At 51.6% G+C, this 19798-nt stretch carries 18 protein-coding genes and 1 pseudogene; 16 read left to right on the forward strand and 3 right to left on the reverse strand.

Going from position 1 to position 19798, the window contains the following annotated elements; translation table 11 throughout:
* Positions 1-41 precede the first annotated feature (41 nt).
* A complete protein-coding gene (locus LJN55_RS05575) occupies positions 42-428 on the reverse strand; it encodes a hypothetical protein (RefSeq protein WP_227535816.1) in 387 nt (128 codons plus the stop codon).
* A 23-nt stretch (positions 429-451) separates the two neighbouring features.
* Here LJN55_RS05575 and LJN55_RS24030 point away from each other — a divergent pair, with 23 nt between their 5' ends.
* The 16 genes and pseudogenes from LJN55_RS24030 (at position 452) to tssG (ending at position 18549) form a co-directional block, all read left to right on the forward strand.
* A complete protein-coding gene (locus LJN55_RS24030; RefSeq protein ID WP_407647783.1) occupies positions 452-754 on the forward strand; it encodes a terminase small subunit in 303 nt (100 codons plus the stop codon).
* 72 nt (positions 755-826) lie between these two features.
* Positions 827-2158, forward strand: a complete 1332-nt coding sequence (locus LJN55_RS05585) for a Fic family protein (RefSeq protein ID WP_227535817.1) — start codon at positions 827-829, stop codon at positions 2156-2158.
* Between the two features lie 635 nt (positions 2159-2793).
* Positions 2794-3462, forward strand: coding sequence for a type VI secretion system protein TssL, short form (gene tssL / locus LJN55_RS05590; protein WP_227535818.1), 669 nt, complete (start codon positions 2794-2796; stop codon positions 3460-3462).
* Positions 3463-3491: 29 nt separating this feature from the next.
* A pseudogene (locus tag LJN55_RS05595) lies at positions 3492-5876 on the forward strand (type VI secretion system Vgr family protein).
* A gap of 10 nt (positions 5877-5886) precedes the next feature.
* Complete coding sequence (locus tag LJN55_RS05600; RefSeq protein WP_227535820.1) at positions 5887-6627, forward strand: DUF4123 domain-containing protein; 741 nt, start codon at positions 5887-5889, stop codon at positions 6625-6627.
* Between the two features lie 13 nt (positions 6628-6640).
* A complete protein-coding gene (locus tag LJN55_RS05605; RefSeq protein ID WP_227536348.1) occupies positions 6641-7165 on the forward strand; it encodes a DUF3304 domain-containing protein in 525 nt (174 codons plus the stop codon).
* Complete coding sequence (locus LJN55_RS05610; RefSeq protein WP_227535821.1) at positions 7153-7659, forward strand: DUF3304 domain-containing protein; 507 nt, start codon at positions 7153-7155, stop codon at positions 7657-7659. The genes LJN55_RS05605 and LJN55_RS05610 overlap by 13 nt, the downstream gene beginning before the upstream one ends.
* A complete protein-coding gene (locus tag LJN55_RS05615) occupies positions 7644-8183 on the forward strand; it encodes a DUF3304 domain-containing protein (protein WP_227535822.1) in 540 nt (179 codons plus the stop codon). The genes LJN55_RS05610 and LJN55_RS05615 overlap by 16 nt, the downstream gene beginning before the upstream one ends.
* Complete coding sequence (locus LJN55_RS05620; RefSeq protein ID WP_227535823.1) at positions 8168-10474, forward strand: T6SS phospholipase effector Tle1-like catalytic domain-containing protein; 2307 nt, start codon at positions 8168-8170, stop codon at positions 10472-10474. The genes LJN55_RS05615 and LJN55_RS05620 overlap by 16 nt, the downstream gene beginning before the upstream one ends.
* Before the next feature lie 2 nt (positions 10475-10476).
* Positions 10477-10734 carry a PAAR domain-containing protein gene (locus LJN55_RS05625; RefSeq protein ID WP_227536349.1) on the forward strand — a complete coding sequence of 86 codons (258 nt, stop codon included), beginning with the start codon at positions 10477-10479 and terminating at the stop codon, positions 10732-10734.
* Entirely contained in the window at positions 10731-11867 is a 1137-nt protein-coding gene (locus LJN55_RS05630; protein WP_227535824.1) for a hypothetical protein, read from the forward strand. Before LJN55_RS05625 ends, LJN55_RS05630 begins: the two co-directional genes overlap by 4 nt.
* On the forward strand, positions 11848-13191 hold the full coding sequence (locus tag LJN55_RS05635) for an ImcF-related family protein (RefSeq protein WP_227535825.1): 1344 nt from the start codon (positions 11848-11850) through the stop codon (positions 13189-13191). The genes LJN55_RS05630 and LJN55_RS05635 overlap by 20 nt, the downstream gene beginning before the upstream one ends.
* Positions 13192-13200: 9 nt before the next feature.
* Entirely contained in the window at positions 13201-15198 is a 1998-nt protein-coding gene (locus tag LJN55_RS05640) for an ImcF-related family protein (RefSeq protein WP_227535826.1), read from the forward strand.
* Positions 15198-15725, forward strand: a complete 528-nt coding sequence (tssJ, locus tag LJN55_RS05645; RefSeq protein ID WP_227535827.1) for a type VI secretion system lipoprotein TssJ — start codon at positions 15198-15200, stop codon at positions 15723-15725. The genes LJN55_RS05640 and tssJ overlap by 1 nt, the downstream gene beginning before the upstream one ends.
* Positions 15722-17506 (forward strand): type VI secretion system baseplate subunit TssF, encoded by a 1785-nt coding sequence (tssF, locus tag LJN55_RS05650; RefSeq protein WP_227535828.1) that lies wholly within the window; start codon positions 15722-15724, stop codon positions 17504-17506. The genes tssJ and tssF overlap by 4 nt, the downstream gene beginning before the upstream one ends.
* Positions 17503-18549, forward strand: coding sequence for a type VI secretion system baseplate subunit TssG (tssG, locus tag LJN55_RS05655; RefSeq protein WP_227535829.1), 1047 nt, complete (start codon positions 17503-17505; stop codon positions 18547-18549). The genes tssF and tssG overlap by 4 nt, the downstream gene beginning before the upstream one ends.
* Positions 18550-18933: 384 nt before the next feature.
* Here tssG and LJN55_RS05660 read toward each other — a convergent pair whose 3' ends face one another.
* Together LJN55_RS05660 and LJN55_RS05665 are read right to left on the reverse strand one after the other, a co-directional pair.
* The gene (locus LJN55_RS05660; protein WP_227535830.1) at positions 18934-19248 is read right to left on the reverse strand and encodes a hypothetical protein; all 315 of its coding nucleotides are present in this window, start codon (positions 19246-19248) and stop codon (positions 18934-18936) included.
* A gap of 211 nt (positions 19249-19459) precedes the next feature.
* On the reverse strand, positions 19460-19795 hold the full coding sequence (locus LJN55_RS05665) for a DUF1294 domain-containing protein (RefSeq protein ID WP_227535831.1): 336 nt from the start codon (positions 19793-19795) through the stop codon (positions 19460-19462).
* Positions 19796-19798: the final 3 nt, after the last annotated feature.

A 19798-nucleotide genomic window follows, 5' to 3' on the forward strand; every position in this document is an offset into this window, starting at 1 on the left:
GAGGAACGGTAAATTGCTACTAACGAGCTACAGTACTTTAACTAGCATTTCCCTATCACATCGCCGACAAAAGACTTTGTACCATCTAAATCGTCAATAAAACCAGTTCTCATCTGTGTGTAGAACACCTTTGTATCATCATCAGAAATATTCCATGTTTCAACGGTGCGGCCCTGTCCCTCAAGGAAGGTGCCTAAAACTGACTTGCGATTAAGTCCGACGTAATTAAGGTCGCTGCTTGTGACAGAAGAATGATCTTTATCAGCAATCACATGGAATATTTTCCCAGAGAAAGCGTCTTCAGAGTATCTATATGATTGTGATTTGGTGGCGCTCATACCATGCAGATTCCCGACAATCCAACAGTCTGCGTATGAATTGAATACTGCAAAAGAAAAAACAAAAGCCATCAGGTATTTAAGTTTCATTTATTCCGCTTCTTGAGCAAAGTATGGCATTTACCGACAAACAAGATTTTTTGTGTCGCGAGTACCTCATCGATTTGAATGCCACGCAAGCGGCAATTCGGGCGGGGTACAGCGATAACACCGCCCGTGAGATTGATACTGAGAACCTCTCAAAACCAGACATCCTAAACAGAATCGCCGAACTCATAGCTGATCGCAATAGTCGTTTGCAGCCACCAGCCTCATTCAGCATAAAGAAAACGGGTTTGCTCACTGATAGAAAGTGGCCACTCTTAAATCCTTGTTACAAATCCATTGAAGGCTCACTAAGGTATCTCAGAACCTAGCTACGTCACCTTGACGTAAGATTTTGAAGATGTAAAATCAAAGAAACATCAATTTTTAAAAACTGAGGTAACATGGCAAAACATCCTGTAGAACAAGCACCTAGGTTGGATTTTTCTGGCGATAAGTTCAGTGAAATCTTTGATTACCTCAATGATTATGGCATTGCGGATTCTCGGGGCCGCTATTTACACTGGAACCAGTTGAAGTGGAGAGTTCCCAGTAAAAATGCTCATGTAATTTGGCTTGCAGTCAAGTTTCAGAGGTATAGCGCCAAAAAGGGGATCGGGTTAAATGATAAGAATGGTGATGAATTTCACTATTGCATACATGATTCATTAGAGCCTAAGTTACACAAAATTGTTCAATTAGGTGCAGGTAAAGTAGCGGCAGTTGCTGGGACTCAAGCATCAGATGGTGTCCAGGAGCATTACTTAGTGTCATCACTCCTCATGGAGGAGGCTATTACAAGCGCTCAATTAGAGGGGGCTGCCACCACCAGAGCTGATGCTAAAAAGATGCTTGAGGAGGAACTCGATCCCAATACGCCTGATGAAAGGATGATTTTAAATAATTATATGCTTCTAAGGCTAGCTGATAGAAGAAGAGATGAGCCACTTACGAGAGATTTGATGCTAGAATTTCATCGTGTGGCTACACTTGGTGTATCTGAAAACAACAATATTCCTGGGGAGTTTAGAGTTAGCAATGATATATATATAGGTAATGATGAAGACCCTTTATTCTATCCCCCAGATCATGAAAAATTAGAGGATAGGTTAGAAAGAATTTGCGAGTTTGCAAATGATAAGCATGACGGTGAGGATGGCTCAAGATTCATTCCACCTGTCATTAAAGCAATAACGTTACATTTTTTAATGGGTTACGAACACGCTTTCCGTGATGGCAACGGCAGAACTGCTAGAGCTATTTTTTACTGGTTTATGCTTAAAAATGGTTACGACATTTTCGAATATATATCTATCAGTAAGGTGATTAAGGAACAGGCAAGAGACTATGGCCTTTCGTATTTGTATGTACAAAAAGATTATGGGGATCTTACCTATTTTATTGATTTTCATCTAAATGTTATTCTTAAGGCATTTGAGGAGTTGCAGGAATATCTTAGAGAAAAAACTGAAGAGTTTCATGAGTTAGTTAAGATACTGGAACACTCAAAGTACAAAGATAAACTTAGTTTCATACAAAAGGATCTTATTAAAAAAGGTGTAAAGGAACCAGGTAGATTATTTAAAGTGAAATCTGTACAAAATGTTTATGGAGTGAGTGAGAATACTGCAAGACGTTTGTTAAGGGAGTTGGAAAAAATGAGTATATTTCTTCCTATAAAATTCGGTAGAGCTACTCACTACATAGCTCCTTCTGACTTAAGAGAGAGGCTTTGAATATAAACTTTTACGTTGCTGGGTATTGTAAAACATTCCCGGCAACTTAATTTTTAATAATATGTTTTTTCTGGTTCTGTCTTGTCGAAAAACATACTTATTTTTTAAGAAAGACTGAGGGTTAACTTAAAGAATTATAATGACAATGGACCTATGCATTTTCTCTAAGACATATATCTCCGCAAACAGATAGAGCTACTTTTCCGGTGAAAACTCACTTCAACCAACGGTACGAGGTATTGCATTGATATAAAACAATAATGGAGCGATTAATTTGTAATGTAGTGCACTAATAACCTTTCTCAATACAAAATACTCCTGACTGCACAATGTTCAGCTATATGCAGCAGGTGTTATAAACTTTCTGGTCACTTCACTTATTAATGATTAGAAGAAAAATCCTGGAAAATTCATTTTTTCAACATATAGATCTAACAATTTGATCTTGGTGCTGATATTGCTCTACTATCGCGATGTTGAAACGTAGCGCCTGCCTCGCCATTCATCATGCAAACGATCTGTCTGGGAGTTTTTGGGCGCACTTTATCCAGGCTATGGGTTGATATTCTTTGAAATTATCACGTTCCATGGGCCAATGAACTGACAGAGTACGGCATTCACCAGGACGGTAGCCTTTGCATTCTTCAGACAACGACATTACAGCACAAGCCTTTGATACCCTGATGCAGGATAGCTGGCTGCTGGCCCTTGCCATCAGAAACGGCAAGCCTCCGGTGGTTGACGATAGTTTGTATCAGCACTGCCTCGGTATGATCCAGCAGGTACAGGATAAGCTGGTCTCTTCCGGTGCCGCTGACGGACTCGCCGAAGAAATCAAATTTGCCCACTGTATATTTGTGGATGAAGCAATAATGTCCCAACCGGATACGGATGTGTCCACCTGGTGGAGGCGCACGCCTCTACAAGGCCATTTTCTGGGCAACATTCATGGCGGCGATCTTTTCTACGAACATATCAAAAAGCTGCTGCGTGAGCCTGCTCCCTCCCTTGTATTAGTCGCCTGTTATTACCGCATGCTGTTATTGGGGTACCGGGGAAAATACCGCATGGAAGATCACCCGGAACGCCAGGCACTGATGAGCCAGCTACGTGAGCACCTTCCTGCCCCTGAAAGCAAAATCAATAACCCCGTTTTTATCCGACGTTCCCGACCTGATATCCGCTTCTGGCGGCGTTCACCATGGATAATGCGGGGAGTGGCATTGCTGCTTATTGCAGTAGTCACCTGTGGCGCGAGCGTTCATCTGCATTACTTACTCGGACAGTGGTACACACGGAGCTGAAACACCGATAACCAGGGAAAAGGTCAAACATGGGTGAGAATAATTTTAGTCTTCCGGGCGGAAAGATTCCGGTTTATAACCACTATCAACTAAGCGTGGCGGAACTGCACAAGCTGCGTCCTGATATTCAGCTATCGGTGTTGCGTTTCAGCGGCGAGGAAGCCCTCAGTACGCCGTGGCGTTACACCATTGAACTGACCAGTGCGACCCCGGATATACCGGCTGACATTCTGATAAATACCACTGCACAGTTTCTTTTATACCCAGATGGTAAGCCCTGGCAGGCCGTTACCCCTCGCGTACTGCGTGGTGTTATCACCTCTTTTCAACAGTGCGAAAGTTCCGCCGATATCACCCGCTATGTCGTGGTGCTGGAGCCGAGGCTGGCGCTACTGCAAAACAGCCTGACCTACGCGGTTTATCAGAATAAAAGTGTTATCGGTGCCGTCGAAGATATTCTCAACAGCTGGGAATTCTCCAGCCTCGATTATCGCTACCAGCTCGGCACACAATACCCGGTACGCGACTTTTACATCTCCTATGCAGAAAGTGACCTGGCCTTTATTCAACGTCATCTGGCGCGTGTCGGCGTGTTCTATTACTTTGCCTGGGATGAGGAAAATTACCGTGATGTGCTGGTCCTCGGTGACTCTGGTTATGCTTTTGTTGACGGCCCGACTATTGCGTTTCGCCACCCGTCCGGTTTGTTTGACGGTGGCCTTGAATCCCTGTGGGGGATCTCGGTAAATCGCCATTCGGTAGCAGGACAGACCCGCGTCAATGATGAGTATTACCGCCAGGCACAAAACGACATGCAGGCGAATGCTGACACCGATCTCGATAAACCGGCACTGACGGGTGAACTCTACCGTTACGGTGAGCACTATCTGGAACAGGGCAAAGAGGCCAGAGAACAACCGGAAGAAGGCCGCTGGTTTGTCAAGCGTCGCCGCGAGCGCCTTATCAGCGAACAGGTGATTTTTGACGGCAAGTCGAATGGAATGGATATTCGTCCGGGGATGATCATCAAACCTGAGGGTAAATCCTGGGAAGATGCTCCTTATGGCTTAATAGTGGTCTCCACTTCTTCATCTCGGGTATCCCGTGATACAGCCTATACCATCAGCTTTACTGCCATTCCAAACCGCCAGCACATTTCATATCGCCCGCCGCTGCTGGAACGGCCCACCATAGCCGGTACGCTGCTGGCACGCGTCACCAGCCCGGTTGAAAACGCGCAGTACGCTGAGCTTGATGAAACAGGCCGCTATCGGGTTCGCTTCCAGTTTGACCTGAACACCGCCTGGCAACCTGGCTTTGAAAGCGTTCCAGTACGCCTTGCCAAACCTTACGCCGGTAATGTCTACGGCTGGCACTTCCCGCTCATTTCGGGAACTCAGGTGATGATCGCCTTCACCAACGGTGACCCGGACAGGCCTTATATTCTCTGTGCCATGCACGACTCCCGCCATGAAGACCACGTTAATCTCTATAACTATCAACGCAATGTGCTCCGAACGCCTTCAAATAACAAACTGAGATTTGAGGATAAGAGGGGCTATGAGCACGTAAAATTATCGACTGAATTCGGCGGCAAGAGCCAGCTGTCACTCGGCCATATAGTGGACAGCTCGCGCAACAAACGCGGTGAAGGGTTTGAACTGCGTACCGACAGCACGGGTACGCTACGCGCCGGTAAAGGGCTTTACCTTACCGCCGATGCACAGGCTTCGGCCACCGGCCAGGTGCTGGACATGACCCCGGCCATCAGCCTGGTCAAAGGTGCGGTGAGCCAGATAGCTGAATGGCGCGCTATCACCCAGTCACATAACAATCTTCAACCTGATGCCACACACCTCAAAGCCTATCTTGCCGCTGCCGACCAGCTGAAATCCCCGGCGATGTTGCTCAGTGCACCAGACGGTATCGGGGTGGTCAGCCCGCAGTTCATCTTACTGAACACCGGAAAAACGCTACACCTGCAAAGCCAGGATGAAACCAGCATTGCCAGCGCCCAGCATATCTCAGTAAACGCCAGCCAGACTATTTCGATGCTGGCACAGCAGGAAGGGATGCGGCTGGTGTCCGGTAACGGGCCGCTCACCGTCGAATCACACGGTGACATTATGGCACTCACGGGCCTGAAAGATGTCACCGTGCAGTCCACGCAGGGCCAGCTTCACCTCTCGGCGAAAAACGGCATTGTGCTGGGGTGTGGTGGCGGAACCATCAGCATTTCGCCGCAGGGCGATATCAACATTCATACCCCCGGTAAAATGAGTCTGAAGGGGCAGCACGTCTGGGATGCGCCTGCCAGTGCTGATACGTAACTGCCGGAACTGCCAAAATCGGTGTGTAAAGACTGCCTGAAACGGGCGCAGGAAGAAGCGGCGGCCTTCGCTCCGCGTGGATAAGGACATGGACATGATGGCCGATATCGGCACGACATGGATAAAGCAGGCCGAAGCACTCTGTACCGCAGCCGGACAGGACTATGTTGACGTGCTGGTGGACCAGGCCGGAACCGAACAGCCCCTGCAGAATGCGCTGCGTCAACTTTCACCGGCTATAAGCTGGTTTGCTCTGTTTGACGACACGCCCGAAGCCGGAACAACCGAATACTCACCGATACTGATGCGGCTGCATTTCCCCGTCAGTAACCACCGTGGCTGGCTTGAGCAACTGGTCGAGCATTTTGCCGGTACACCACGCCTGACGTTACTTATTTCACCGCTGAGTTTTGATTTGCTATGTCGCCACCTGCAGGCGCTGTCGCAGGTTCACTGGGAAGAGCAGACCGGACTGCTGCGTTATTACGACAATCGGATATTTGCGCCGCTGTTCGAGCACGTTCTGACGCCAGAGCAACAGGCTGCGTTTACGGATATCGCCCTGTTCTGGAGCTGGCGAAATCGTGATGGTGACCCTACCTGGAAAGCCGGGACCTGGATACCTGAGCGCGTACTTACCGATGACCCTGAAATGAGTCGGGTGGATGATGCGCAGGTAGCGATGATGGGGGGTATTAGTGATGCAGAAGCACTCAGAAAGGAACTGCCCGCCCCGAACATGACCCGGGAAGCGCACTTTGCCCACTGTATGGCGCTGGCTATACGGGCAAATGAAGCCGGTTATCTCGGTAGTCTGCTGGATTTTAAGGAGTAACGGGAGAGTGAAAATGAAAAAAAACTTTATCAATGGACTGATAGTCGCAGTGGCGATATTGCTCTCTGGTTGCTCACATGCAAGTGGTGAGGGTTATACCTCAGGGGATATCGCTGGGGTTAATCATACTTCATCAGCGATTAACTATGTCAAAGTAAACGGCTATGGCGGCCCTAATATAAGCCCATTTGGTGATGGTGGGGGTTACTGCTGTGTTCAGCTCCCAGATAAATGGAAACCCGGATTAAAAGCGCATATTGAGTGGGAAGTTGATCCTGACCCTTCGGAAAAAATACCCATGAAGAAAAAAGGATTTGGGTATGAAGAAGAAGCCTACGCCCGACATAAAGCTAAATATCAACAGCACAGCACCATTGTCGATATCCCACAATACGGCAAAGAACGCTGTGGTTTAACCGTGCATTTCCTGCCTTGTAACCAGGTAAAAGTCACAACGGTGTGTTCCGGGTACGGTACACCGAATTATCCGATTAAAGAGCCTCTTAAGATGAAGGAGCCTGCATCATGTCCGGCTTAAGATTTGTTTTTCTGATATTTGTTTTTTTTGTGTCTGGTTGTTCCCATGCCGGTGATGAGGGGTATACCGCTGGTGATCTACGAGGTTTTAATCATATGGCAGACAGCGGGGTTAACTCGTTCTCGGTCAATGGGTACGGTGGAACACTGACGGGTAATTCATGTTGCATCATGCTTCCTGATAAATGGAAACCCGGATTAAAAGCGCATATTGAGTGGGAAGTTGATCCTGACCCTTCGGAAAAAATACCCATGAAGAAAAAAGGATTTGGGTATGAAGAAGAAGCCTACGCCCGACATAAAGCTAAATATCAACAGCACAGCACCATTGTCGATATCCCCCAATACGGCAAAGAACGCTGTGGTTTAACCGTGCATTTCCTGCCTTGTAACCAGGTAAAAGTCACAACGGTGTGTTCCGGGTACGGTACACCGAATTATCCGATTAAAGAGCCTCTTAAGATGAAGGAGCCTGCGTCATGTCCGGTGAAATAAGGAGAGCAATGATGGCAAGGAAAATAATCACTGGCTGCATATTGCTGGTTTTATTTGTGGTTTCGGGTTGTTCACAGGCTACGGCTACAAACTCTGAATCCAGCGCTGCCAATATTAGCGGCATCAACCACGTTGCCGGACAGACCGTAAACTCATTTTCGATCAACGGCTATGGTGGAACGCTGACCGGTAACAGCTGCTGCATCATGATCCCGGACAAATGGCGACCTGGCCTGAAAGCACATATTAAATGGGAAGTTGATCCTCAGACCACACAGTCATTTCCTGGATATCAAAATCGAGAGAAATTTAATGCATGGAAAAAAGCATTAGAAGGTAGTTTCCAGCAATACAGCGCTGATATCGATATACCCAAATACAGCCAAGCTTGCGGTCTAACCATCCACTTCCTTCCCTGTAACCAAGTGAAAGTGACGACTTCATGCTCTGGTTACAGTCAGCCAGATTACCCTATTAAGGAACCACTGAATATGAAGGAGCCTGCATCATGTCCGGTGAAATGAGTTTAGCCCATCCGTGTTGGGCACCGCCGTTATTTCCGGAGGCCGGTCGCCTGCCTCTTTCGGAGGCGCAGGTTAATGCCAACTATAAAAAACAAATACAGGAAGAGCAGGATTATAAAATCCGCTTAGGCAAACAATCTGGAAAAAAGGTCGGTTTTGTTTGTTGCCGTAGCCTTCATATCAGCCTGTTTTTTGACGGAACAGGCAACAATGAACATAACGATACAAGTAGTGATCCCGCGCATCCCACAAATATTGCTAAATTATTCCATGCTGGCTACGCAAAAACAGCAGAAACTGATGGGTATTTTTCTTACTATATTCCGGGTGTTGGCACCCCTTTCCCTGATATTGGCGAAGTAGATTACAGCAATGATGGCTTGGCCTTTGCCACTGGTGGCGAAGACCGTATTAACTGGGCGCTATTGCAGGTAGTAGATGCTTTGACGTTTGCAATAAATAAACAACATATACCAGTATCAATAATGAAGGCCAAATTACCCGATATGCGTGCTCACGCGCCTTTCTCGGGTGAAGTCAATCGTCGCAACGCCATTAACCCCTTATTAAAGGCTCTGGAAAGTCAGGTTAAACAAAGTCAGCAGCCCCATCTGCTGGGAGTTAAGCTGTTCATCTATGGTTTTTCACGCGGAGCCGCTGAAGCCCGAACCTTTATCAGCTGGCTGACACAGCTGCCAGCACCCAGTAAATCTGGCGGTTATCAACCACTCACTCTGGCCGGATTGCCTGTCAGTATTGAATTTGCTGGTCTGCTGGATACCGTAGCCTCAGTAGGGGCTGCCCATCTACTACCCGGAGCCGCAGGCCATATGGGATGGGCGGATAATACTCAACCACTGCCTGATGAAACTAAATTCCCCGGATTGATTAAAAGCTGCCGTCATTTTATTTCCGCTCATGAACAGCGCCTGTGTTTCCCGCTGGATTCAATTCGCCGGGCCGATGATGGTAGTTATCCTTCCTATTCTAGCGAAGTAATTTATCCCGGTATGCATTCCGATGTTGGTGGCGGCTATCCAACCAGGGACCAAGGAAAATCCTGCACCGGAACCGGCGCTATTCTTTCTCAAATAGTATTACACGATATGTATGCAGTTGCGTTTGAAGCTGGGGCCCCGTTATCAGTAATACCTGAATGCGTTACGCAAGCAATTAAAGATATATCCCCTTCAAGAGCAATGACACCAAATAGTGTCAGTGAATTCACCTTGGATGAGCAACTGATTAAACGTTTCAACCTCTGGCGACAAACCCTGCTCAATACCACTTTGCAGGGCAATGACGAGAGCGAGGAAAATAAAGGTGGCTATCGTGCCTATCAACTTTCTCAAACCCTTGAAAGCGCGGTTATTGAACAAATCGGTTGGATCACCGCCTGGCGTATCGGTCGCTATGCCCACGGAAGCCTGACTGCCCAGTATTTCTATAAAAATGCATTACAGCTCGATGCCGAAGGGTTACAGCGTGAAAAAGACGCACATGACGCGAAAGTAAAGGAGCTCGCTAAGCGCCGCGCTGAAGCGAAAAAAGCGCGCAAACCGCTGGACGAGAGCTTACAGGGCAAACCCGACCTCGACCCGACTAACGCGCAGTACCAGCTTCGGGAAGCTGCCCGTGAGTTCCGGCACGACTATAAAGAGTGGGTGCGAGACATCAACGGAGATATCTTCTGGGATAAAACCATTCAGATTGTGCTGGACATTATCCCCAGGCATGCGGTGTTTCTGATTAACGGTGATGATGACCAGGCCGAATATAAAGCAATGAAAGCGGACGGCGACAGGCTTTATCCACAGTTATTTATCGACAGTCTGGGCACCGGTATCCGCACCCAGCCCCGCGCTGAACTGCTGGCATTCTACGATGAGCAGGTCCACGACTCCCGCGCCTGGTTTATGCAAAGCACACTCGGTGGGCGTGAGCCCTGGGGCGGCTACTTCCGCTATCGCATGATTTACTGTGGCAATAAGGCTAACAAAAAGCTGCAGCTGATTTCGGTGGAAGGCAAGGTGGTGGGCGCTGCGCCAACCTCGAATAAGGTTATCTATCTGGTGGATCCGAAAACGGCGTATGCGCCTGAAGTCCATAAAGTCAAAGACCTGGCAAACGGCGTCACACAGAAACTTCCCCCCGACGTGCAGTCTGTACCGGGCACGGAGCCGGGCCTTACGGTGGCCCAAAATCGCGCCGCCACCATCAGCAGCAACCATCAGGCCATGATGTCATCGTCGCTGGAGATGCTCAAAGCCTCGGGGGCCAGCATCGTATGAGCCTGCAAAAACTCATCCGCGTGGGCGATACCCTGAAGCCCTACGGCGGTGAAGTGCTGAGCGGCAGCTATAGCGCCTTTGGTAAGGCGGTGGCCTGCGTTGATGATAAGGTCAAATGTAACCAGCACGGCATGACCACCATTGTGCAGGGCACCACCGGCAGCATCATGAACGGTAAAGCGGTGGCGCTCGACGGGCATCAATGCGCCTGCGGCTGTACGCTGGTCAGTTCCCTGTCGCATATGGACGTGCGTGGATGAATCACCCGCCGCGTTATCCTGACTACGCCGATATTCACCGCGCCCGCTGGCGGCGCTGGTGGGTGGCGCTGCCGGTCATTTTGTTTTTGTCGGCGATGGTGACCATGCTGCTGTGGCCGGAAGGTAAACCCACGCGCACGCCGTCATTCTGGTTCTGGAGCCTGGTACTTCCACTGTTGCTGTGGCTGATTGCCGTGGCCGGACGCTGGCTGGTCTGGCTGGTGGCGCTGTATAACCGCAATACGTATCAGGTAACGATAGCCGGGTCCCTTGATGCCTGGTGGCAATATCGTTCCCGCACATTGCCCGTCGAACATATTCTGCTGGTTACGCCGCTCGGCGATGAAGATGCCGACCATGAGCCTTTGCTTTCGTCTTCACTACCCCCGACGCCGTTACAAAGTACGGATGCAGCGGGCAACGCCTTGCTGCGTTGCTCACAGGTGCTGGGGGGGCAGAGCCGTTCTGTGCTGCTGGCCCGTTATCTCGCCCGCCGTTTGCTGACGCAGCTTCGCCAGAATGATGAACCCCGGCCCGTACAGGTATTTTGCTGGCTGGGTGACGACGACAGCCTGGCGGCATTTATGCAAGCCCTGGAGTCTGACGGTATCCACCTGCCTGATAACGTAATGCGCCTTTTCGATGCCCGCGAACTGGACAAGGTGATAGATGCCATGCCGCAGGGGGAACAGCCGCTGATGCTGTGCGCCGGATGCGGTGAAGGCGTGCCGGATACCGGTTCTATTGCAGCCGAAGGGGCATTTGCCTGGCTGTGCGGTCAACAGGCGCAGGTACTTATGTACCGCGCTGAAATCCTGAACCCCGACGCGGGTGAGACTCCGCAACAGCTGGTCGGGCAACTTTCTCGCTACGCCCGCTTAAACGCTGTACCTGAGCGAGTGTTAGCCGCCGATAAAACGGCAATGGATACCTTGTTACCTGCGGGCTGGTCTGCGGTTGACTACGTGCTGACGCCGTGGCTGGGCCATGCCGGTGCGGTGACCCCTTTTATTGTACTTTCCCTTGCTGCACTGTCTGCCCGTAACGGGCAGTCCTGCGGCTGGACAACCCCATTGATGGGATCTCAATTAATGACAGGAGTTTGCGTCCCCCGTGGAAACCTCCCGCACTGAACCCCGACATTCGCTGTTCTGGCTCGTTACCGGCTACGTTATAATCATTACTCTGCTGGTTTTGCTGGGCGCTGCGCTGTACTACTTTGCAGGCAGCAGCCTCAATCTGCCAGCGGTGCTGCCCCGTCAGATTGCCTTCTGGTCACTGATGGTCTGGCTGGCCCTGGTCTGGTTCTGCCCGCTGTTTATTCTGGCGTGGACAGCGCTTATCCGCCTTAAGGCGCGGGAAGCGACGGGGAGTGATACACACGGCAATCGGCAGCGCCCGCCTGAAAACCCACTTGTTCGCGATATCGTCACCCAGATGCGTTTTCAGTACGGCTGGCACTGGCGTAGCAAGGTGCGCATTTTGCTGGTGGTCGGCAATGAACATGAAGCCGAACAGGCGGTACCGGGGCTGACCACCCAGCACTGGCTGGAAGGGCATCACACATTGCTGTTATGGCATGGAAATCCAGCGGACGAACCGCAACCGGCACAGTTGAAAGCGCTGCGTAAAATTCGCCGCCGCCTCGCCGATGCCCTGGTGTGGGTGGTTAATGCACAGACTGAACTCAGCCATGACACTCTCGATACCGTTTCCCGGCAGTTGCACAAACAGTTTCATCTGCTGGGGCAGGAAATTCCGCTGTGGTTGTGGGAAATCCATCAGCCGGAATGGGAACAGCCCGGCTTACCGGCCCAGGGTATCGGCTTTATTTCTGCGCCCGGCGTTACCTCTGAGGATATCAATCTGTCGCTGACGGCACTGGAGCAGCCGCTTATTCGTCAGGGGATGCAGCAGGCAGAGCAGGACCGCAGTCACGCCTTTTTGCTGCACCTTGCGCACCACCTGCGAACCGGTGGAACGGCACGCCTGACGCAGTCGCTGTCTCAGTGGGTTGAAGGTGCACGGGCGCTGCCGCTGGCCGGGATGGTATTTAGCCCGTCAGTCATCTCGGGCCCGGCTTCATTACGTCACGCCTGGCAACCGGGCAAAGCCTGGCTGGATTTACTGGCCCAGCGCTGGCGGCGACCCGTGGCAGCGGGTGTGTCCTGGCGTAAATCGTTGTTACTGGCATGTTCGTGCCTCCTTACACTGTGGCTGGCCTGCGTCGCCTTCTCGTATATGGCTAACCTGCGCCTGATGCAGGCTGACCATCAACTGGCACTGTCTGCCACAGATACCGCTTCGCCGGTCGCCACTCAGCTCATGTCTTTACGTGCGCTACAAAAAGAAATCGAACGCCTGCAGTACCGTCATACCTACGGACCGCCCTGGTATATGCGGTTTGGCCTCAGCCGAAATGACGATGTGCTCGACGCGCTCTGGCCGTACTGGTAGAAAGCAGCCATGCCGTTATTGCGTGATGCTTCCGTGCAGCGCCTGAGTGAACAAATGAACGCCTGGCGAAATCGTGCTCCGGATGACCCGGCGCGGGCCGCGCAGTCAAAAGCCATGTACGACCTGCTCAAAGCGTACCTGATGCTTTCCCAGCCGGACAACACCGACCCTGCATTTTTCAGCGCCGTGGTGATGAAAGAGTGGCGTTTACGTGACGGCGTGCAGGACGGCACCTGGATGATGAACGGCAGCGATATGCTGACCTTTATGATGCAGAATCTGCCCGCACATCCTGACTGGCGCGTTGCCCCCGATAGGCAGCTGGTGAGCGAAATGCGCACAACGTTGTTACGCCAAATTGGTGCCAGCAATGCGGAGGCCACCCGCTACCAGCAACTGATTGACCAGGTATCCCGCGATTATGCCGATATGTCACTGGGTGAAATGGTCAACGGGACCGACAGCAGCCGTCTGTTCAGTACAGGTGAAACCGTACCCGGCGTATTTACCCGCAAAGCCTGGGAAGAAGACGTGGAGCCCGCGCTGGATAAATTGGCAAACGCCCGGCGCGACGAAATTGACTGGGTACTCAGCGACAGTCATCATACGGCGAATACCGAACTCTCTCCGGAAACGATGAAGGCGCGACTAAAGGCACGCTACTTCTCCGATTACGGTGCCGCCTGGCTGAAGTTCCTCAACAGCCTGCAGTGGCGTCAGGCTGCCAGCCTGTCGGAGTCAATCGAGCAGCTCACGCTGTTGGCAGATGTTCGCCAGTCACCGCTGATAGCGCTGATGAACACGCTGAATATTCAGGGACGCGCCGGGCAGAAGAGCGGTGGTGACCTGGCAGACTCTCTGGTGAAATCCGCGAAGAGCCTCATTCATAACGACAAAGCCAACGTCGTAGAGCAAAACACCGGCCCGCATGGTCCTATGGATGACACCTTTGGCCCGCTGCTGGCGCTGAGTGACACCACGTCAGCGACACAAAATCCCCTGAGCCTGCAAACCTTCCTGACCCGCATCACTCGCGTACGTCTGCGCCTGCAACAGGTTACCAATGCCCCTGATCCACAGGCGATGATGCAGTCGCTGGCACTGACCGTTTTCCAGGGCAAAGCCGTTGATCTCACCGATACCCGCGATTATGGCAGCCTGATTGCCGCCAGCCTGGGTCAGGAGTGGAGTGGTTTCGGGCAGACCGTGTTTGTGCAGCCGATGGTTCAGGCATGGGAGCAGGTGCTTTCTCCGACCTCTCAGAGTATCAACAGCCAGTGGAAAACCGATATTGTCACCCCGTGGGAGACAGCCTTCAATGACCGCTACCCGTTTGTTGACCGCCAGAGTGATGCGTCACTGCCCGAACTTGCGCAGTTTATGCGCATGGACACCGGACGTATTGCGCAGTTTATCAACACCCGGCTGGGTGGCCTGCTGCGTCTGGAGGGCGACAAATGGGTGCCAGATGCCATGAACAGTCAGGGGCTGACGTTTAACCCGGCCTTTATTGACGCACTCAACCATCTGACCCGTATCTCGAACGTTGCCTTTGCCCACGGTGATGTCGCGCTGCACTTCCAGCTGATGGCAAAACCGTCCCGTGATGTGGTGGAATCCAACCTCACCGTTGACCGCCAGAAGCTGCAGTACTTTAACCAGGAAGAGAGCTGGCAGATGCTGGCCTGGCCGGACAACCGCTGGCAGCCGCAAACCACCCTGACCTGGCGCACCGTTCAGGCCGGTGCGCGCCTGTATGCCGATGAGCCGGGAAGCTGGGGACTTATTCGCCTGCTGGATAAAGCGCTGGTCACTGACCTTGGCGATAATCAATATCGCGTGGCGTGGATAACCCCGGACGGGGTGGCGCTGAACTACCTGATGCGCACGGAACTTGGCAAAGGCCCGCTGTCACTGCTTGATTTACGGGGCTTCACTCTGCCTTCTGACGTTTTTGCCACGGGTACGTCGCCTCTGCCTGCCGCGAAGCATGGAGGGAATAAATAATGCTGCGTCCATCACGGTTTATCTGTGCACTTCTGTTGGTGCCGACCCTTACCCTCAGCGGCTGTGGCCTGTATCAGAAAGCCAAACAGGGTACTGCATCTGTCGCCAGCGCCGTCTTTTACCGGCAGGTTGAAACGCTGCATCTCTCCTTTGTGGCCCGCGAGGCCATCAACCACGATGATGCCCAGCAGTCGATGCCGCTGGGCGTGCGCATCCTGCAACTCAATGACCGTAAAACCTTTGATAGTACGGAATACACCGACCTGTTAACGCAGCCTGACCTGGTGCTGAAAGACAGCCTGGTAACACAACGCCAGCTCAGCGTCACGCCGGGGCAGACGCTGAATCTTGACATCCCCATGGATGAGAAAGCAAACGTTGTGGCGGTTGTTGGGCTGTTTCGTCTTCCTGACAGGGCAAGGGGAACCTGGAAGCTTGTACTCAGCCGCGCCGACCTGGACCCGGATGACCCGCGAGTTATCGAAATCCGCAATAACACGCTGTGGTTAAGGCCGGTGAAAGAATGAACGACCATGAATTTTTGAAATATTTTGACAGCGAAATGCGCTGGCTGAAATCTGCCGCCAGAGAGTTCGCTGAACAGCATCCTGACGCCGCCCGCCGCCTCGGCGTGGACAGCATGTCGCACAAAATGGACGAGTCCGTGGAGCAACTGTTCCAGGGGTTCTCGCTGATGATGGCGCAGCTGCGGCGCAAGATTGATGATGATATTCCCGAGCTGACAGAGCCTTTGCTGGGCCACCTGCTGCCGGTGGTGAATCGTACCCTGCCGTCAATGGGCGTGGTAGAGCTGACGCCGGATAGGGTGGCACAGGTACGGGACGCAGTATTGCCGGAAGGCACCACGCTGCTGACCCGCTCAATGGATGAATCCGGTCTTCGCTGTCCGTATCGCACCACCGACGAGTTGACGCTGCACCCACTCACCCTGGACAGCGTCAGCACACAGTTTCATCCTGATGGGCACCAGGTGTTGAGTCTGCGCTTCTCACTCAGCCAGTACGCTGATCCGAGCCAGGTAAATCTGCATGCGTTGCCGCTTTATATCAACGGTGACCGCCCGCTGCAGTCGATGCTGTACCAGGCACTGACGCACCATGTCAGCCGTATCACGGTGCGGTTGCCTCAGACCGGCAACCCAGACCCGTTGCCGTTTGGCGGGACATTGGCTAACCGCTGGCAGCAGCACTGGAAGCCTGTATGGCCGCAGAGTGACAGCCCGGCGTTGTGTGGTGAAGTGCGCCCGTGGCTTGAGTATTTCAGCTTTCCTGCGCGGTTTGCTTTCTTCACTCTAACCGGGCTTGATACGCTGCCACTCAGTGAGGAATGCCGTGACTTTATCCTGGAAATCCATCTCACCCAGCCGCTGACTCGCGATATTCCTTTACCCGATGATGCGCTACGCATTAACTGCGTTACGGTCATTAATCTGTTTTCCCTGAATGCGGAACCGCTGAAAGTACAGCCCACGGTGCTGGATTATCGCCTGCGCCCGCACCGGCTGCGTGACCACCATACTGAAATCTACAGTGTCGATACGGTGGCGGCGAGTGAAACCCTCGATAAACGGCAGTATGTTCCGTATCGCCAGTTTCGTCAGAAAGGCGGAATGCTCGCACGTAAAGCGTCCTGGCCGGAACGGTATTATCACACCCGTATCTGGCGCGGCGTCAGTGGCCTGCATGAAACATTACTGATGCTCGGAGGGACATCCGGTGAACAGGATTTAGCGCAGGAAGAGGCCACGTTGTTTATGAACCTCACCTGCACCAACGGTAACTATCCGCGCATGGCGCTGGATAATGCAGTATTTGACGGCACTGCCGTTGCGGGAAATCTGACGCTGCGCTGCGAGACCCGACACGCGCCTTCCATGCCCTCTTATCCGCCACTAACTCAGCTGTATCAGTGGCATGTACTGTCGCTGCTGCACCCCAGGGCGCTAAGTCAGATGCTGGCAAGCACCGATAATCTGAAAGCTGCAATTCAGCTCTTTAACTGGGGCAATGACGACAACAACCGTCGTCGCATCGACGGGATTACACTCGTCAGCTACAAACAAGCCTTTAACTCCTCTCATCACTGGCATGGCGTAAATATTCACGTGGAGCTGGATGAGCATCACTTCAGCGGCACCGGGGATGCTCGTCTGTTCTGCGAGCTGCTGGAACAATTCTTCACTCAGTACGCCAGCGTCATCCGCTTCACGCAGTTAACCGTCATGCTGACACAATCGAAGACGGAATGGACATGGCCTGAACGGCGTATTGGCCGGGTGTTGATGTGACCACTGAAAACAAAAAAAATAATCAGCCCCTCCCTCCATTCTGGCTGGACGGGGAAGGCAATGACCACACGGCAGGGTTTAATTTTTATCGCTTCTGCCAGCTGATTGAAGAGCTTAACGACAGCACGCTGGGGACAGGCCGCGCCATTACAGACGACCCGGTACGCTTTCGGCCCAATCCACATCTTGGCTTTCCTGCGGGGGAATTGAAGCGCACAGAAACTGATGCGGATAACCCGGATGCACCGCCAACCGTCAGAACGAACTTCTTCGGGCTGTACGGGGTCGACTCGCCACTGCCCACGGCCATCATCGATGATATTAACCAGGGGCGCGACGGGGCCGATGCCATGGCCGCGTTTCTGGATATCTTCAACCACCGGCTGATGACGCAATTTTACCGCATTTGGCGCAAGTACAGCTACCCGGCCACCTTTGAACCCGGCGGAACAGATACTGTCTCGCAGAGCCTGATGGCTCTGACCGGTATCGCCCACAGCCAGGACATCCCATGCTCACGATTACTGGCAATACTGCAGCCTCTGCTGCATCCGACGCACAACGCTGAAGGCATAGCGGCAGTTATCCGCAGCCAGGCACCCAATACAAAGGTCAACGTGTTCCCACATCACCCAGTGAGAATGCCGGTGGCAAAACGGGCCATGCTCTCATTACGGGATGGCATGACGCTCGATCAGCACCCGATCCTGGGAGATGAAACCACCGTTGCCGGGTACTGCTCGCGGGTGGAACTCTCGACAGAGAATTCTGATGAAGCAAAGGGCTGGATGCCTGGCGGCCAGCTTAAACAGGATGTGATGGCTTTACTGCATACCTGTCTGGGGTGTGATTACGATGTGCGCCTGTGGCTGACGATCCCGACGAGGTTACTGCCGGTTCCCCGACTGGGGGATCCGGGGCTGTTCTCGGGATACAACATGATGCTGGGGCTGAGGGAAGACAATCTGGGTGAGATGCCGAAAACCACGCGAATCAAAGTCGGACGGCTCAGGGAAGATAGCCGTAGATCTAACCATTTATAAAAAGAAGCTTTGTAAGAAAAAATTAGAGCTTAAGTTAACTTGTCAGTATCATATTCTTTTGGTGATTTCATTAAGATGGCCACTATTATTTCTCAGAAGCCAGTGGCAATCTTAAATGTCAGATAGCTGAACACAACAGAATGGGCTCTTTGTTGATCCGGCCCTAAAGACAGGCTGAGGCTTGAGGCTGGACGTAAATAGTGAAGGTGAGCATATCTCCGCACCATTGACTCTCAGCTCTCCATTTCCAGCAACACAGAAAGCCGAATTCCAGACTGAAAAAGCTAACCTGCCCACGTGTATCTCAAGTCTTGAAACCTGAAGCCTGCAATGTCTGATCTTTTCCGTGCGCCGCGTCATGCAACTCACTAAAGCGATTGCAAATTATTTAGCGTCATATTCTTTACGCTTTTGCTTCAGGTAGGCAGATAGCCAGGAGAGGAAGTCGACTAAGGTAGGAGGATAATCAGCGCAGTCACCATGCCGTTTTTCAGTGATGATATTCATTGCCGTTACGGCGAGATCATTTGTTGGGAATTCTTTTAAAAACTGATCAATCTCACTGACCAGTGCATCATCAATACCGCCAAAATATTCAATTGAAGAATTCACTACTTCTGGGTAATTCTCTCCATAAGCATCAGCATCATCACCCAGGAAAACAGAAAAGTACGTTTTAATGTTTTTATAATGATTCATGTTATTTGATTCTCGGGTTAGCCGTGAGAATGTACCAGGGTTTTCTATTATATTTTTTTTGAAGATAAAAATAGTAACTTAGTTGTTTCAAAATTCGCTGACTAGCTAAACCCAAGTTGGCGGGATGTCTCGCCATATTCTTAAGCATATTTTGGCTGATCGAAGTCAGGTTCTGGTCCGTCAGTTCCACTTATATCTGTCAGCCACAACCTCACCTTGTACAGAACAGGTACAAGGCTGCCAGCGCCATAATATTCACTATCACACTGAGGAAGAAGTACGTTTTAAACGGTTGCTTTTGCGTTTTATGGCGAAAGAGTTGTTGGCCGAGAATGGCGCCAGGCCAGCCACCGACAACACCCAATATCAGCAAGGTGGACTCAGGGATTCTGCGCCAGGCTTTGCGGGCCGCCATTTTGTCCATGCCATAAACCATTAGCGTCAGCGCGCTGGCGAGCAGGGCCCACGTTATAAAGGGATGTAGAGAGAACGCACTGCCCGCAGCAGCCAGAATCAGAATAAAATAACAAAAGCGATTGAGGGTCATACC

The organism is Erwinia rhapontici (genome assembly GCF_020683125.1).
GTDB classification, from domain to species: Bacteria; Pseudomonadota; Gammaproteobacteria; order Enterobacterales; family Enterobacteriaceae; genus Erwinia; species Erwinia rhapontici.

Coding starts and splice junctions, on each gene's coding strand:
- LJN55_RS05575 (WP_227535816.1), bottom strand. CDS start 428: ATGAAACTTAAATACCTGATGGCTTTTGTTTTTTCTTTTGCAGTATTC.
- LJN55_RS24030 (WP_407647783.1), top strand. CDS start 452: ATGGCATTTACCGACAAACAAGATTTTTTGTGTCGCGAGTACCTCATC.
- LJN55_RS05585 (WP_227535817.1), top strand. CDS start 827: ATGGCAAAACATCCTGTAGAACAAGCACCTAGGTTGGATTTTTCTGGC.
- LJN55_RS05600 (WP_227535820.1), top strand. CDS start 5,887: ATGATGGCCGATATCGGCACGACATGGATAAAGCAGGCCGAAGCACTC.
- LJN55_RS05605 (WP_227536348.1), top strand. CDS start 6,641: ATGAAAAAAAACTTTATCAATGGACTGATAGTCGCAGTGGCGATATTG.
- LJN55_RS05610 (WP_227535821.1), top strand. CDS start 7,153: ATGTCCGGCTTAAGATTTGTTTTTCTGATATTTGTTTTTTTTGTGTCT.
- LJN55_RS05615 (WP_227535822.1), top strand. CDS start 7,644: ATGTCCGGTGAAATAAGGAGAGCAATGATGGCAAGGAAAATAATCACT.
- LJN55_RS05620 (WP_227535823.1), top strand. CDS start 8,168: ATGTCCGGTGAAATGAGTTTAGCCCATCCGTGTTGGGCACCGCCGTTA.
- LJN55_RS05630 (WP_227535824.1), top strand. CDS start 10,731: ATGAATCACCCGCCGCGTTATCCTGACTACGCCGATATTCACCGCGCC.
- LJN55_RS05640 (WP_227535826.1), top strand. CDS start 13,201: ATGCCGTTATTGCGTGATGCTTCCGTGCAGCGCCTGAGTGAACAAATG.
- tssJ (WP_227535827.1), top strand. CDS start 15,198: ATGCTGCGTCCATCACGGTTTATCTGTGCACTTCTGTTGGTGCCGACC.
- tssF (WP_227535828.1), top strand. CDS start 15,722: ATGAACGACCATGAATTTTTGAAATATTTTGACAGCGAAATGCGCTGG.
- LJN55_RS05660 (WP_227535830.1), bottom strand. CDS start 19,248: ATGAATCATTATAAAAACATTAAAACGTACTTTTCTGTTTTCCTGGGT.
- LJN55_RS05665 (WP_227535831.1), bottom strand. CDS start 19,795: ATGACCCTCAATCGCTTTTGTTATTTTATTCTGATTCTGGCTGCTGCG.